The following is a 13,328-nucleotide window of genomic DNA, read 5'->3' on the forward strand; positions in this document are numbered from 1 at the left end:
CTGCCGGTCTGCGGGAGGCCGCCGACCGGTACGACATCGTCGCCGAGGTGCGCGGCAAGGGGCTGATGCTGGCCGTCGAGTTCGTCCAGCCGGGCAGCCGGGAGCCGGACCCGACGGCGACCGTACGGGTCTTCGAGGCGTGCCGCCGCGGTGGCCTGCTGGTCGGCAAGGGCGGCCTGTACGGCAACGTGCTGCGGATGGGCCCGCCGTTGACGCTCACCGAACAGGAGGCGCGGGAGGGGTTGGCGATCCTGCTCGACGCGATCGCCTCGGTGGCGGGGACCTGATAATCCGTGGCCGGCGGCGGACTCCCGGGCGGCGGCTTCCCGAGCGGCGGCTTCCCGGGTCGTGGCCCGGTCTCAGCGGCGGTCCGGGGTCGGCGCGGTGGGCAGCACCCGGACCAGCCGCAGCGCCGCGGCTCCGGCGAGGTAGGCGACCAGGGCGGCGGCGGGCAGGCCGAGCGCCGCGGGTTCGTCGTTCGCCGTCAGGCTGTTGCCGAGCAGCCCGGCTACGGTGGCCAGGTACCCGCCGACGACGAGCCCGGCCCGCGGGGCGGTGCGGGACGCCGTCCGGCAGGCGGCGGGCAGCCAGCGCGGCGGGGTGTCCGGTCGCCGGTCGCCGCGTGCCTCGATCCGGCCGAAGACCGCGACCAGTCCGGCCAGCAGCACCAGCAGCCCGGCCAGCCACGGCAACCGCAGCAGCCACCAGAACGCCGTGTTCGGTGCGACGGTCGGCAGCAGATGGAGCCGGTCCAGCAGGCCGACGAGCAGGATGGTGGCGCTGACGTGCCAGAGGAAGATGGTCAGCACGACCGCGTTGACCCCCACCACCACCCGCCACGGTCCGGGCCGGCGCAGCCAGCGTTCGGCGGGCCCGCGCAGCAGCACCACGACGCCGAGTTGGAAGGTCGCGGTGGCGAGCAGGGCCAGCGTGGGCGGGGCGGAGTTGCGGAGCTCGCCGGGCAGGTCGAGCATGCTCACCGGGTACGGCCCGACCACGGTGAGCAGCACCAACGCCACCAGCCCGACGGTCACCAGGACGACGCCGGCCCGGCCCGACATCGGCAGCCGGGTGCGGGTCGACCCGTCGCGTCCGGTCCGGGCGCCCCGACCGGCCTTTGCCGGCCCGGTCCGCTCCGCCGGGTCCGGCGCGCTGGCTTCCCGCCAGGCGAAGCCGACCTGGTGGATGGCGAGCCAGCCGAACAGGAAGTTGGCGTCGGCGAGGGACTCCGGTCCGCGGAACCGGGCCAAATCGCCGATTCCCACCAGGCCCACCAGCACCAGCGGCACGGCCAGCCCGAACCGTCGGTGCAGGGCGTACATCACCGGGGTCAGCAGGACCACCGCCAGGTAGGCGGAGAGGAACCAGAGCGGGATGGTGGCGAACCAGACCACCTGACGGGTCTGGACCCCGGCCGCTCCGACCAGGGTGGCCCCCGCCGCGGCCGCCGCGAGCACCACGATCAGGACCGTGGTCGGCCGGACCAGTCGGCCGCTGCGGGTGGTGAGCCAGTCCAGGGCGGTTCTCCCGGTACGCCCGCCGCGGTCGTACGCCTTGCGCAGCGAGGCCGCGTTGGCGTACCCGCCGACCAGGAAGAAGACCGGGATGACCTGGAACAGCCAGGTCAGCGGCGGTGCCCAGGGGATGGCGTCGAGCGCCGAGTGACCGGTGAGCCGGCCCCCGGAGGGGTGTGTGACCTCGATGATCAACCAGTGGCCGAGCACCACCAGCACGATGGCGATCGCGCGCAGCAGATCGACGTACCGCTCGCGCCCGGCCGGCGTGCCGGCCGCGAGCCGTCCGAGCCGGCCCATCTGGTCAGGCTATCGAGTGCACCGCCCGCGCAAGGTGATAACGGTTCGGCCGTCGGGTCTTGATGATCCCGGCCGGCTGCCGTAGAAATTCTTCAACAACATTCTGTGACCTGAAGACGAGCAACACATATCACTCCCCGCGCTTCCGTCGATCCGAGGAGAAATCATGAACAGGCGTGACCTGCTGCGTCGTACCGCCACGGCCGGTTTGCTGGCGACCCCGGCCGCCGGGCTGCTGTCCGGCTGTGCCCTCGGCGGCGGTGGCGACGACAAGGGCGGCGGCGACAACCGCGGTCCGAAGAGCGAGCAGAACCCGTTCGGCGTCAAGGAGGACCTGCCGCTGGAGGTGGTCATCTTCAACGGCGGCTTCGGCGAGGAGTACGCCAAGGCGCACGAGGCGATGTACAAGGAGAAGTACGGCAAGGCGGAGATCAGGCACTCGGCCACCCAGGAGATCAACAAGACGGTCCAGCCGCGGTTCGTCGACGGCACCCCGCCGGACGTGCTGAACAACTCCGGCGCCGGCCAGATCGACCCGAACGGCCTGGTCTCCCAGGGTGCCCTCGGTGATCTGAACGAGCTGCTCGCCGCGCCCAGCCTCGACATCCCGGGCAAGACGGTCAGGGACACCCTGCTGCCCGGCGCCGCCGACGTCGGCACCTACGACGGCAGGTTCCTGGTGCTCAACTACACGTACACGGTGTACGGGATCTGGTACTCGACCAAGCTGTTCACCGACCGGGGTTGGCAGTACCCGAAGACCTGGGACGAGCACATCGCCCTGTGCAAGCAGATCAAGGCCGCCGGCATCGCCCCGTGGACGTACCCCGGCAAGCACCCCCGCTACATGAGCTGGCCGGTGTTGTCCACGGCGATCAAGTTCGGCGGCAAGCAGGTGGCCACCGCGATCGACAACCTGGAGCCGAACGCCTGGAAGTCGGACGCGATGAAGACCGCCGCCGACGCCTGGCACCAGATCGTCAAGGACGGCTACATCCTGCCCGGGTCGGCCGGCCTGGACCACGTCCAGTCGCAGACCGCCTGGTGCCAGGGCAAGGCCGCGTTCGTCTCCTGCGGCTCGTGGCTGGAGAACGAGCAGGCCAAGGTGACCCCGGCCGGGTTCGCCATGACCGTCGCGCCGACGCCCGGCCTGGGCACCGGTGACAAGCTGCCGTTCGAGGCGCTGCGGGGCACCGCGGGCGAGCCGTTCGTGGTGCCGGCCAAGGCCAAGAACCTGCCCGGCGGCCTGGAGTACCTGCGCGTGATGCTGTCGAAGAAGGGTGCGCAGGACTTCACCAGGAAGGTCTCCAGCCTCACCGTGGTGGCCGGCTCGACCGACGGCGTCGAACTGCCGCCGGGCCTGTCCACGGTGACCAAGGCCCTGGCGGCCTCCGGTGACAACGGCTTCAACTGGGTGTACCCGAACTTCTACCGCAAGCTGGAGCGGGAACTGGTGGACGCGGCCTGCGGGGAGTTCTTCGGCGGCCGGATCGGCCCGGACGAGTTCCTCGACCGGTGCCAGCAGGGTGCCGACACGATCGCCAAGGACAGCTCGGTCAAGAAGTACAAGCGCAACGCCTGAGGAGAGCGTCGTCCCGTGCGACACGGCAAATATCCGCTGATCATCACCTTCCTGGTGCCGCCGCTGCTGCTGTACGGCGTCTTCGTGCTGTCGCCGTACCTGCAGGCGTTCCAGATCTCCACCACCGACTGGCTGGGCTACTCGCCGAACGCCAACTTCGTCGGCGGGGAGAACTTCACCCGGCTGTTCCGGGACGGGTACGTCTGGAACGCGATCACGAACAACGCGATCATGCTTGCCGTGGTGCCGGTGGTGACCATCTTCCTCGGCCTGTTCTTCGCCGCCATGCTCAACATGGGCGGCCGCGGCGACCGGGCCGGCGTGACCGGGGTCCGTGGCTCGGCGTTCTACCGGCTGGTCTACTTCTTCCCGCAGGTGCTCTCGGTGGTGATCATCGCACTGCTGTGGAAGGAGGTCTACAACCCGAACAGCGGCCTGCTCAACGGCGCGTTGCGGGCGGTCGGCCTGGCCACCCCGGCCTGGCTCGGCGACCCGGACACCGCCTTCTGGTGCGTGTTGGTGGTGATGGTCTGGAGCAACGTCGGCTTCTACGTGGTGCTGTTCGGCGCCGCGATGTCGGCGATCCCCCGGGACATCTACGAGGCGGTGATGCTGGACGGCGCGTCCCGGTGGGTGACCCTGCGACGGGTGACCATCCCGCTGCTGTGGGACACCGTGCAGGTGGCCTGGATCTACCTCGCCATCGCCGCGCTGGACGGCTTCATCCTGGTGCAGCAGATGACCGACGGCGGACCCGACTTCTCCTCCGACGTGATCGGCCTGCGGATGTACAACACCGCGTTCGGTTCGGAGACCAAGTTCGGCTACGCCTCGGCGATCGGCGTGGTGATGTTCTTCATGACCCTGTCGGTGGCGGTGCTGGCACTGCGCACCTCGCGGCGCGAACGGATCGAGTACTCGTGACCACTGTGGACGTCAAGGCCGAGGCCGCCCCGGCGGCCCGCTCGGGAGACCGGCCGCCGCGCCGCGAGTTGGGCGTGGCGAACGCCTTCTCACACGGCTTCCTGCTGCTGTGGGCGGCGCTGACCGTGCTGCCCCTGCTGTGGATGATGATGGGCTCGTTCAAGAACGACGCGGAGATCCTCGGCAGCCCGTGGAGCCTGCCCGGCGCGCTGCGGTTCGATAACTGGGCCCGGGCCTGGACCGAGGCGCACATCGGCCGGTACTTCCTGAACAGCGTGATCGTGGTGACCGGCTCGTTGACCCTCACCATGCTGCTCGGCGCCGCCGCGGCGTACGTCTTCGCCCGCTACGAGTTCCGCGGCCGGCAGTTCGCCTACTACCTGTTCGTCGGCGGGATGATGTTCCCGGTCTTCCTCGCCCTGGTGCCGCTGTTCTTCGTGGTGCGCAACGCCGGGCTGTTCAACAACTGGATCGGCCTGATGCTGGTCTACGCGGCCTACTCGCTGCCGTTCACGGTCTTCTTCCTGACCGCGTTCTTCCGTACCCTGCCCAGCACGGTGGCCGAGGCGGCCCTGATCGACGGGTGCGGACACTTCCAGGTGTTCTTCCGGGTGATGCTGCCGATGGCCCGGCCGGGGCTGATCAGCGTGGCCATCTTCAACTTCCTCACCCACTGGAACCAGTTCATCCTGCCCCAGGTGCTGATGCAGGGCGACGAGTCGAAGTGGGTGCTGGCCCAGGGCCTCGCCGCGCTCGCGGTCAGCCAGGGCTACCAGGGCGACTTCTCCGGCCTGTTCGCCGGCCTCACCATCGCGATGTTGCCCGTCCTCGCGGTCTACGTGATGTTCCAGCGTCAGATCCAGTCCGGCCTGACCGCCGGGCAGCTCAAGTAGTCCGACCACCCGGGATCGACGGCGGAGTGTGATCCAGGTCACCGACGACGGAGAACCCGGCGCGGGATCATGTCGTCCTGCCTGATGTGAGACGAAGTCTGGACGAGCTCGACGAGGGCGAGCTGGTGCGCCGCGTCGCGCGGGGCGACCGGCGCGCGTTCGACGAGTTGTACCGGCGTACCGCTCCCTGGTTGACGGTCCGGCTGCGGCGACGCTGCGCCGACCAGGACGTGGTGGCCGAGGTGCTGCAGGAGACCTACCTGGCGGTGTGGCGGTCCGCGGGCAGCCAGGCGAGCGCCGCGGCCGGCGGCAGCGCGCTGGGCTGGCTGTGGACGATCGCGGCCCACCGCCTGGTCGACGCGTTCCGCAGCCGGGCCCGCCGGGAGCGCGTCCCGGCGGTACGGACCTTCGAGGCGGTGGCGCCCGCGGCCGAGGAGCAGGCGTTGGCCGGTCGACTCGACGGCGACCTGGAACGCGCCCTGCTGGCGTTGCCGCCGGAGCTGCGCCAGGTGCTGCGGGCGATGGTCCTCGACGGGTTGACCGTGCGGGAGACCTCGGTGCTGCTCGGGATGCCGGAGGGCACCGTGAAGACCCGGGCCCGGCGGGCCCGGATCGCGTTGCGGGAGGCGCTGTCATGAGCCCGTGTCCCCGACCGGACCTGATCTCCCGGTACGCCGCGGGTGACGTCGGACTCGACGACGCCGCGGGGTGGGCGGTGGAGGCGCACCTGGAGTCCTGCGCGTCCTGCCGGGCCCTGCTCGTCGACGCCGTCGACCCGCCGACCCAGGACTTGCTGGACCGGGTGGCGCGGACCGTCGCCGCCGGAATCGCCGTCGGTCCCGCCCCGGTGCGCCGTCGCCCGTGGCGGCGTACCGGTGTGTTGGGCCGGTCCCTGCCCTGGCTGGCGGTCGCCGCGGGCCTGATGCTGGCGGCCGTCGGCTTCGAGAAGGTCTACCCCGACCTGCCGTCGCTGGTGCTGTTGGTGGCGCCGGTGGCGCCGCTGCTGCCGGTGGCCGCGGCCTGGAGCCGGCGGACCGATCCCGCCTGGGAACTGCTGGTCAGCACGCCCCGCAACGGGTTGGGCCTGCTGCTGCGGCGGACTCTGACGGTGCTGGCGGTGGTGCTGCCGGTGCTGGCGGCGGCGGGGTGGGGGACCGGGCACTCCCCGGCGCTGTGGTTGCTGCCGTGCCTGGCCTTCACCGCCGGAAGCCTGGCGCTGGGCGCGCTGGTGGGGGTGGACCGGGCCGCGGTCGGACTGGCGGCGGCATGGGCCGCGGGGGTGATCGTGCCGAGCATCTCGGTCGGGCACCTGCCCGCCGTCCTGGGCGCCGGCAGTTGGCCCGGCTGGGCCGCGGTCACCGGGGCGCTGACCGCGGCGGTGTCCCTGCGCGCCGCCGGAATCCGCCGCCCGGGCGGCCACCGGTCCTGACTCCGCGTCCGGCCGTCCGCCCGGTCAGCCGTCCGCCCGGTCAGCCGTCCGCCCGGTCAGCCGTCCGCCCGGTCAGACCCTGCTCGCCGCGGTGTCCCGGTCGGACCCGGGGCCGAGCAGCCGCCGGTGCAGGCGCGTCGCGCGTTCGGCGTCGACCCCGGGCAGCGTACGGGCGGCGAGCCAGGCGGCCGCGACGGCGCCGTCCCCGGCGACGGCCAGCGGCGCCGCCGGCCACCGGTTACCCAGCATCAGCGTGACGGCCTCGGCCAACGGCGTGCCCCCGGTGAGCAGCCCGCCGCCGAGCACCACCGGCCCGGTCGCCTCGGCCGGCCGGATCCGGGCCACGCTGTCGGACAGCTGCCCGGCGGCGTCGGTGACGATCGCCGCCGCGGTGGGGTCGCCGTCCCGGGCGGCCCGGACCACCAGCGGCGCGAGTTCGGCCAGCTCCACCGGCGGACGGCGGGTGACCGTCTGCACCAGCGCGTCGACGGTGTCCCGGGGGCGGTCGGCGACCCGGGCCGAGCCGAGCAGCTCGGTGAGCACGGCCGCGCCGAACGGGCCGGCCGCCGGACCGCTGTCCAGGGCGGCCAGGGTCCGCCGGACGGCCTCCCGGCCCAGCCAGAAGCCGGATCCGGCGTCGCCGAGCAACCAGCCGTGCCCGTCGGCGACCCGGCCCAGGGCCAGGTCCCGGACCTCGGCGGCGATCGCCCCGGTGCCGGCGATCAGCACGGTCCCGCTCGACGCCGCGGTGCCGGACGCGTACGCGACCAGGGCGTCGCCCCGGACCTGGTAGTCGCAGCGCAGGCCGGCCTCCCGCCAGGCCCGGTCGAACGCCACCCGGCCGGCCGGGTCGGCCGACAACCGGCCGGCCCCGGCGAGCCCGATCAGACCGGCGCCGACCCGGCCCGGATCGACGCCGACCAACGCCGATTCCAGCGCCGTACGCAGCGCCTCGGCGGCCCGGTCCGCGCCGTGGCTGGTCGGGTTTCCGCCGCCGGCGCGTCCGGTGCCGAGCCGCTCACCGTCGAGGGAGACGACCGCCGCCCGGGTCGACGTGCCGCCGACGTCGAGGCCGACCACCACCGTGTCGGACATCCGCCGCGCCTCCTCCCACCACCCGGACAGGTCCCGTCCATGCTGGTCGGCCGGGCTTTGCCGGGCAAGTGGTGCCGGCCCGGTCCGGTCGCCGCTCCAGGTCACAGTTTGAAAACTTCGCCCACCGCCGTTGACACGGAGGGGGGTTCAGTAAGAACTTTTACCACTAACAGTTAACACTCTTTCGTGATGAAGGGCCTTCGATGGTTGAGCACGGGATGGGCACCGGCGCGGTGGGCGCGGGCATCGACGCCATCCCGGTCGACCGGCGGGCGCCGCTGCCGCCGACGGACAGCGTGCTGGCCCGCATCCGGTCCCAGCTGACCGAGTTCACCGGCGCCCTGCAACGGGTCGCCGACCAGGTGCTCGCCGATCCGGCCGGCGCGGCCCGGGCCACCATCGTGGAACTCGCCGAGCGCAGCGGTACGTCGCCCGCGACCGTCACCCGGTTCTGCCGGGCGCTCGGCTTCGAGGGCTACGCCGGGCTGCGGCTCGGCATCGCCGCGGAGACCGGCCGGGCCCGGTCCGCCGGCTGGAGCGTCGACATCGGACGCGAGATCCAGCCCGGCGACCCGCTCGACCGGGTACTCGACCAGATCATGGCGGCCGACACCCGGGCCATGCACGACACCGCCGCCCTGCTCGACCTCGACGAGGTGGCCCGGGCGGCCGAGGCGATCGCCGGCGCCGACCGGGTCAACATCTTCGGCGCCAGCGGCAGCGCCCTGGTCGGCGAGGAGATGCAGTTCAGCCTGCACCGCATCGGGGTGGCCGCCTGGGCCTGGAGCGACGTGCACGAGGGACTGGCCGGCGCGGCGTTGCTGCGTCCCGGCGACGTCGCGCTCGGCGTCTCGCACAGCGGGCAGACCCGGGAGACCATCGAACTGCTCGCCGAGGCGGGCAGCCACGGCGCCACCACCGTCGCGCTGACCAGCTTTCCCCGTTCGGAGCTGGCCGAACTGGCCGACATCGTGCTGCTCACCGCCAGCCAGGCCACCACCTTCCGGCCGGACGCGCTCTCCGCCCGGCATCCCCAACTGGTCGTGCTGGACCTGCTCTACATCGCGGTGGCCCAGCGCACCCACGACCGCGCCCACGCGGCGTTCCAACGCACCGCGCAGGCCGTCCAGGGCCACAAGTCGGCCGGCCGCCCCACCTGAAGACGACACCCGACAGGCCGCATCCACCACCAACCATCCGAGGAGAACCCGATGTCCGTCACTCCCGACCGACCGGCGGAACTGCCCCGCCGTACGCTGCTGGGCCGGGCCGCCGCGGCCGGTCTGCTGGTCACCCCGGCCGCCGGCCTGCTCAGCGCCTGCGCCACCGGCGGCGACGATGACAAGTCCACCGACCAGGCCGTCGGCACCAAGAGCGCGGAGAACCCGCTGGGCGTCAAGGAGGACGCGCCGCTGGAGGTGGTCATCTTCAACGGCGGGTACGGCGAGAAGTACGCCACCGACGTGCACGAGCCGCTGTACAAGAAGAAGTTTCCCAAGGCGGAGATCAAGCACCAGTCCTCGCAGGCGATCTCGACCGTGCTGCAGCCCCGGTTCGCCTCCGGCCAGCCGCCCGAGTTCGTCAACAACTCCGGCGAGAAGTCGATGGACTTCGGCGCGCTGGTGGCCGACGGACAGTTGCAGGACCTGACCGATCTGTGGGACGCCCCGTCGGTGGACGACCCGTCGAAAAAGGTCCGGGACACCGTGGTCCCGGGCACCGTCGACGTCGGTTCGTTCAACGGCAAGCCGTACGTCCTGTACTACGTCTCCACCGTCTTCGGTCTGTGGTACTCGGGCAAGCTGTTCAAGGCCAACGGCTGGCAGCCGGCGAAGACCTGGACCGAGTTCACCGCCCTGCTGGACGCCATGAAGGGCAAGGGCATCACGCCCTTCGGCTACGCCGGCGCCAACGCCGCGTACTACCAGTGGAACGTGATCCTCACCCACGCCGCCAAGATCGGCGGCGAGGAGGTGCTGAAGAACATCGACAACCTGGAGGACGGCGCCTGGAAGGCCCAGCCGCTGATCCAGGCGGCGACGGCGTGGGCGGAGATCGGCGCGAAGTACATGAGCAAGAGCTTCGAGGGGCTCAAGCACACCGACGTGCAGTTGCAGCAGAACCAGGGCAAGGTCGGCTTCTACCCCAGCGGTGACTGGCTGGAGAACGAGCAGAAGAAGGACACGCCGCCCGGCTTCGAGTACCAGATGATGCCGATCCCGAGCCTGTCCGCCTCGGACAAGCTGCCCGCCACGGCGGTACGGGCCACCGCGGCCGAGGGCTACTTCGTCTCGGCCAAGAGCAAGAACCCGCGCGGCGGCATGGAGTACATGCGACAGATGCTCTCCAAGGCCGGCGCGAAGGGCTTCACCGAGACGGTCGGCTCGGCGACCACCGTCGTCGGCGGGGCCGGCGACTACGCCTTCCCGCCCGGGGTGAAAAGCTCCCAGGCGGCGCTCGCCGCGGCCGGCCAGAACGTGGTGAACCTGTTCTTCGACGGGTGGTACAAGGAACTGGACAAGGAGGCCCGTACCGCCACCAACGAGCTGATGTTCGGCCGGATCAAGGCCGAGGCGTGGGCGGAGCGGATCCAGAAGCAGGCCGACGCGATCAAGAAGGACTCGTCGGTCACCAAGTTCAAGCGCTGATCGGAGCGGGGCAGTGATCCGGCTACGCAAGTACCTGTTCGTGATCGGCTTCCTGTTCGTGCCGGTGACGTTGTACGTCGTGTTCGTCATCGCGCCGTACGTGCAGGCCTTCCAGATCTCGATGACCAGCTGGCGCGGCATCGGCGCGCCGAAGTGGATCGGCTTCGAGAACTACCGGAAGCTGCTGGACGACGGCAGCTTCTGGAAGGCGGTCGAACACCACGGCGTACTGCTGGTCGCGCTGCCCCTGATCACGCTCGGCATCGCACTGTTCTTCGCCTTCCTGCTGAACGTGGGCGGGCGGGCCAGCGGGGGAGTGCGACGGGGTGTCTGGGGGTCGAAGTTCTACCGGGTGGTGTTCTTCTTCCCCCAGGTCCTCGCCGTGGCGATCGTGGCGGTGCTGTTCCAGACCGTCTACCGCCCCAACGAGTCCGGGCTGATCAACGGCGTACTGATGAAACTCGGCCTGGATCCGGTGCTGTTCCTGATCAAGCCGGGTCTGGCGCTGTGGTCGATCATCGGCGTACTGGTCTGGCAGGCGGTCGGCTTCTACGTGGTGCTGTTCTCCGCCGGGATGGCCAACATCCCGGGGGAGATCTACGAGGCGGCCGAGGTGGACGGGGCCTCCCGGGTGGTGCTGTTCTTCCGGATCACCCTGCCGCTGCTCTGGGACACTCTCCAGGTGGCCTGGGTGTACCTCGGCATCGCCGCGTTCGACGCGTTCGCCATCGTCAACGTCCTGTCGGTGGACAGCGGCGGCCCGGACGGCGCGACCACCGTGCTCGCCGTGGAGATCTACCGCAACGCCTTCACCTACCAGAAGTACGGCTACGCCTCGGCCTTGGGCGTCGCGCTGTTCTTCCTCACCATCACCTTCGCGGCCCTGGCCCTGCGGGTGACCAAGCGGGAAAGCATCGAATACTGATGGACGTGCGGACGACGAACAGGGCCGGGAAAACCGCCGCGCCGGCCGCCGCCGGGCCCGAGCCGACCGGTGGGTCGCGGCCCGCCGCCACCCACCGCTCGGAGGTACGCCTGCTGGCCGGCCTCGGCCACGTGTCGCTGGCGGTCTGGGCGCTCATCGTGATCGCGCCGATCCTGTGGACCGTGCTGGCCTCGTTCAAGAACACCACCGAGATCTTCAGCAGCCCGTGGACCATGCCGGCCGAGTTGCGCTGGGAGAACTGGGGCCGGGCCTGGACCAGGGCGCACATCGGCCGGTACTTCCTCAACAGCGTCCTGGTGGTCGGCCTCGGCACGGCCGGCACCATGCTGTTCGGCTCGATGGCCGCCTACGTGCTGGCCCGGTACAAGTTCTGGGGCAACCGGATCATCTACTACCTGTTCGTCTCCGGGCTGGCCTTCCCGGTGTTCCTGGCCCTGGTGCCGCTCTTCTTCGTGGTCAAGAACCTGGGCCTGCTGGACACGCACACCGGCCTGGTGCTGGTCTACATCGCGTACTCGCTGCCGTTCACGGTGTTCTTCCTGGCGGCGTTCTTCAAGACCCTGCCGACCTCGGTGGCCGAGGCGGGGATGATCGACGGATGCTCGCACACCCGGCTGTTCTTCCAGGTGATGATGCCGATGGCCAAGCCGGGCCTGATCAGCATCGCGATCTTCAACATCATCGGCCAGTGGGCGCAGTACCAGTTGCCGCTGGTGCTGCTCTCCAGCGGCGCGAAGGACAAGTGGGTGCTCACCCAGGGCATCGCCGACATCTCCGTCAGCGCCGGCTACGAGGCCGACTGGTCCGGCCTGTTCGCCGCCCTGACCATCGCCATCCTGCCGATGATCGTCGTCTACGCCATCTTCCAGCGTCAGATCCAGTCCGGGCTGACCTCCGGCGCGGTGAAGTGACGCCCGTTCGTTGTCGGGGGCACTGGTTAGCCTGACGCCATGACGGCGAACGAGACCGAGGCATCGGCCTGGCAGCGGCTGCTCCCGATCACGGACCTGGTGACCCCGATGGCGGTCCGGGTGGCCGCCACCCTGCGGCTGCCCGACCTGATCGCCGAGGGCGTCGAGCACGTCGACGAGCTGGCCGAACGGACCGGCACCGACGCCGACGCGCTCGGCCGGGTGCTGCGTCACCTCACCTGCCACGGGGTGTTCACCGAGCCGTCGCCGGGTCGGTTCACCACCACCGAGACGGCCGACCTGCTCCGGTCGGACCACCCGGCCGGCATGCGGGCGGCGTTCGACCTGGACGGGTTCGGCGGCCGGATGGACCTGGTGTTCACCGAGCTGATGCACACCGTCCGCACCGGCCGACCCGCCTGGGAAAAGGCTTTCGGCGCACCCTACTGGGACTATCTCAGCGCCAACCCGGCCCTGGCCGCCTCGTTCGACGCGATGATGGCGGGCTCCTCGCGGACCGCGGCCGCCGCCGCGTACGACTGGTCGGGGGTGCGTCACGTCCTCGACGTCGGCGGCGGGACCGGCGCGCTGCTGGCCGAGGTGCTGCGGGCCGATCCCGAGATCCGGGCCACCCTGGTCGACCTGCCCGACACCGTGGCCCGGGGCCGGGAGTTCCTGGCCGAGCGCGGGCTGGCCGGGCGGTGCGAGTTCGCCGGGCAGAGCTTCTTCGACCCGCTGCCCCCGGGTGGTGACGTCTACCTGCTCAGCGCCGTGATCCACGACTGGGACGACGAGTCGGCCGTCGCGATCCTGCGCCGCTGCGCGGAGGCCGCCGGCGACACCGGCCGGGTGGTCGTCGTCGAGTCACACGGCACCGCTGGCGACGACCCGGCCATGTTCGCCGAGATGAGCCTGCGGATGCTGGTCATCGCCGGCGGGCGGGAGCGCACCGTCGAGGACTACCGGGCGCTCGTGGCGGCTGCCGGGCTGACCACCACCGACGTCCGCACGACCGCGTCCGGCCTCGTCATCCTCGACTGCCGCCCCGCCGTCTAGGAGGATTCGGCTCGGTCTGGAAATCCCGCC

At 71.1% G+C, this 13,328-nt stretch carries 12 protein-coding genes and 1 pseudogene; 11 read left to right on the forward strand and 2 right to left on the reverse strand.

Going from position 1 to position 13,328, the window contains the following annotated elements; genetic code table 11:
* Window positions 1-5: 5 nt before the first annotated feature.
* Window positions 6-287 (forward strand): annotated as a pseudogene (locus tag ACFOX0_RS10140) (aminotransferase class III-fold pyridoxal phosphate-dependent enzyme); the annotation flags it as partial.
* A gap of 72 nt (window positions 288-359) precedes the next feature.
* Here ACFOX0_RS10140 and ACFOX0_RS10145 read toward each other — a convergent pair.
* Complete coding sequence (locus ACFOX0_RS10145) at window positions 360-1,814, reverse strand: acyltransferase family protein (protein ID WP_377543952.1); 1,455 nt, start codon at window positions 1,812-1,814, stop codon at window positions 360-362.
* A 166-nt stretch (window positions 1,815-1,980) separates the two neighbouring features.
* On the opposite strand from ACFOX0_RS10145, the gene ngcE (ACFOX0_RS10150) reads away from it, so the two are divergent.
* The 5 genes from ngcE (ACFOX0_RS10150) (at window position 1,981) to ACFOX0_RS10170 (ending at window position 6,642) form a co-directional block, all read left to right on the forward strand.
* Window positions 1,981-3,396 carry an N-acetylglucosamine/diacetylchitobiose ABC transporter substrate-binding protein gene (gene ngcE, locus ACFOX0_RS10150; protein ID WP_377543954.1) on the forward strand — a complete coding sequence of 472 codons (1,416 nt, stop codon included), beginning with the start codon at window positions 1,981-1,983 and terminating at the stop codon, window positions 3,394-3,396.
* 15 nt (window positions 3,397-3,411) lie between these two features.
* A complete protein-coding gene (locus ACFOX0_RS10155; RefSeq protein WP_377543956.1) occupies window positions 3,412-4,320 on the forward strand; it encodes a carbohydrate ABC transporter permease in 909 nt (302 codons plus the stop codon).
* Window positions 4,317-5,213: a carbohydrate ABC transporter permease gene (locus tag ACFOX0_RS10160; protein ID WP_377543958.1), complete on the forward strand. Its 897-nt coding sequence runs from the start codon at window positions 4,317-4,319 to the stop codon at window positions 5,211-5,213. Before ACFOX0_RS10155 ends, ACFOX0_RS10160 begins: the two co-directional genes overlap by 4 nt.
* 86 nt (window positions 5,214-5,299) lie before the next feature.
* Window positions 5,300-5,851, forward strand: coding sequence for an RNA polymerase sigma factor (locus tag ACFOX0_RS10165; RefSeq protein ID WP_377543960.1), 552 nt, complete (start codon window positions 5,300-5,302; stop codon window positions 5,849-5,851).
* Complete coding sequence (locus tag ACFOX0_RS10170; protein ID WP_377543962.1) at window positions 5,848-6,642, forward strand: zf-HC2 domain-containing protein; 795 nt, start codon at window positions 5,848-5,850, stop codon at window positions 6,640-6,642. The genes ACFOX0_RS10165 and ACFOX0_RS10170 overlap by 4 nt, the downstream gene beginning before the upstream one ends.
* Before the next feature lie 72 nt (window positions 6,643-6,714).
* Here ACFOX0_RS10170 and ACFOX0_RS10175 read toward each other — a convergent pair whose 3' ends face one another.
* On the reverse strand, window positions 6,715-7,737 hold the full coding sequence (locus ACFOX0_RS10175; protein WP_377543964.1) for an N-acetylglucosamine kinase: 1,023 nt from the start codon (window positions 7,735-7,737) through the stop codon (window positions 6,715-6,717).
* Window positions 7,738-7,940: 203 nt separating this feature from the next.
* On the opposite strand from ACFOX0_RS10175, the gene ACFOX0_RS10180 reads away from it, so the two are divergent.
* The 5 genes from ACFOX0_RS10180 to ACFOX0_RS10200 are packed head-to-tail and all read left to right on the forward strand — an operon-like array spanning window position 7,941 to window position 13,298.
* Window positions 7,941-8,897: a MurR/RpiR family transcriptional regulator gene (locus ACFOX0_RS10180; protein WP_377543967.1), complete on the forward strand. Its 957-nt coding sequence runs from the start codon at window positions 7,941-7,943 to the stop codon at window positions 8,895-8,897.
* A gap of 51 nt (window positions 8,898-8,948) precedes the next feature.
* Entirely contained in the window at window positions 8,949-10,385 is a 1,437-nt protein-coding gene (ngcE, locus tag ACFOX0_RS10185) for an N-acetylglucosamine/diacetylchitobiose ABC transporter substrate-binding protein (protein WP_377543969.1), read from the forward strand.
* A 16-nt stretch (window positions 10,386-10,401) separates the two neighbouring features.
* Window positions 10,402-11,310, forward strand: coding sequence for a carbohydrate ABC transporter permease (locus tag ACFOX0_RS10190; RefSeq protein WP_377544247.1), 909 nt, complete (start codon window positions 10,402-10,404; stop codon window positions 11,308-11,310).
* Window positions 11,310-12,242: a carbohydrate ABC transporter permease gene (locus ACFOX0_RS10195; protein WP_377543971.1), complete on the forward strand. Its 933-nt coding sequence runs from the start codon at window positions 11,310-11,312 to the stop codon at window positions 12,240-12,242. The genes ACFOX0_RS10190 and ACFOX0_RS10195 overlap by 1 nt, the downstream gene beginning before the upstream one ends.
* Before the next feature lie 39 nt (window positions 12,243-12,281).
* Window positions 12,282-13,298, forward strand: coding sequence for a methyltransferase (locus ACFOX0_RS10200; RefSeq protein ID WP_377543973.1), 1,017 nt, complete (start codon window positions 12,282-12,284; stop codon window positions 13,296-13,298).
* Window positions 13,299-13,328 lie beyond the last annotated feature (30 nt).

Source organism: Micromonospora zhanjiangensis (assembly GCF_042650605.1).
GTDB classification, from domain to species: Bacteria; Actinomycetota; Actinomycetes; order Mycobacteriales; family Micromonosporaceae; genus Micromonospora_J; species Micromonospora_J zhanjiangensis.

Coding starts and splice junctions, on each gene's coding strand:
- ACFOX0_RS10145 (WP_377543952.1), bottom strand. CDS start 1,814: ATGGGCCGGCTCGGACGGCTCGCGGCCGGCACGCCGGCCGGGCGCGAG.
- ngcE (WP_377543954.1), top strand. CDS start 1,981: ATGAACAGGCGTGACCTGCTGCGTCGTACCGCCACGGCCGGTTTGCTG.
- ACFOX0_RS10170 (WP_377543962.1), top strand. CDS start 5,848: ATGAGCCCGTGTCCCCGACCGGACCTGATCTCCCGGTACGCCGCGGGT.
- ACFOX0_RS10175 (WP_377543964.1), bottom strand. CDS start 7,737: ATGTCCGACACGGTGGTGGTCGGCCTCGACGTCGGCGGCACGTCGACC.
- ACFOX0_RS10180 (WP_377543967.1), top strand. CDS start 7,941: ATGGTTGAGCACGGGATGGGCACCGGCGCGGTGGGCGCGGGCATCGAC.
- ngcE (WP_377543969.1), top strand. CDS start 8,949: ATGTCCGTCACTCCCGACCGACCGGCGGAACTGCCCCGCCGTACGCTG.
- ACFOX0_RS10195 (WP_377543971.1), top strand. CDS start 11,310: ATGGACGTGCGGACGACGAACAGGGCCGGGAAAACCGCCGCGCCGGCC.
- ACFOX0_RS10200 (WP_377543973.1), top strand. CDS start 12,282: ATGACGGCGAACGAGACCGAGGCATCGGCCTGGCAGCGGCTGCTCCCG.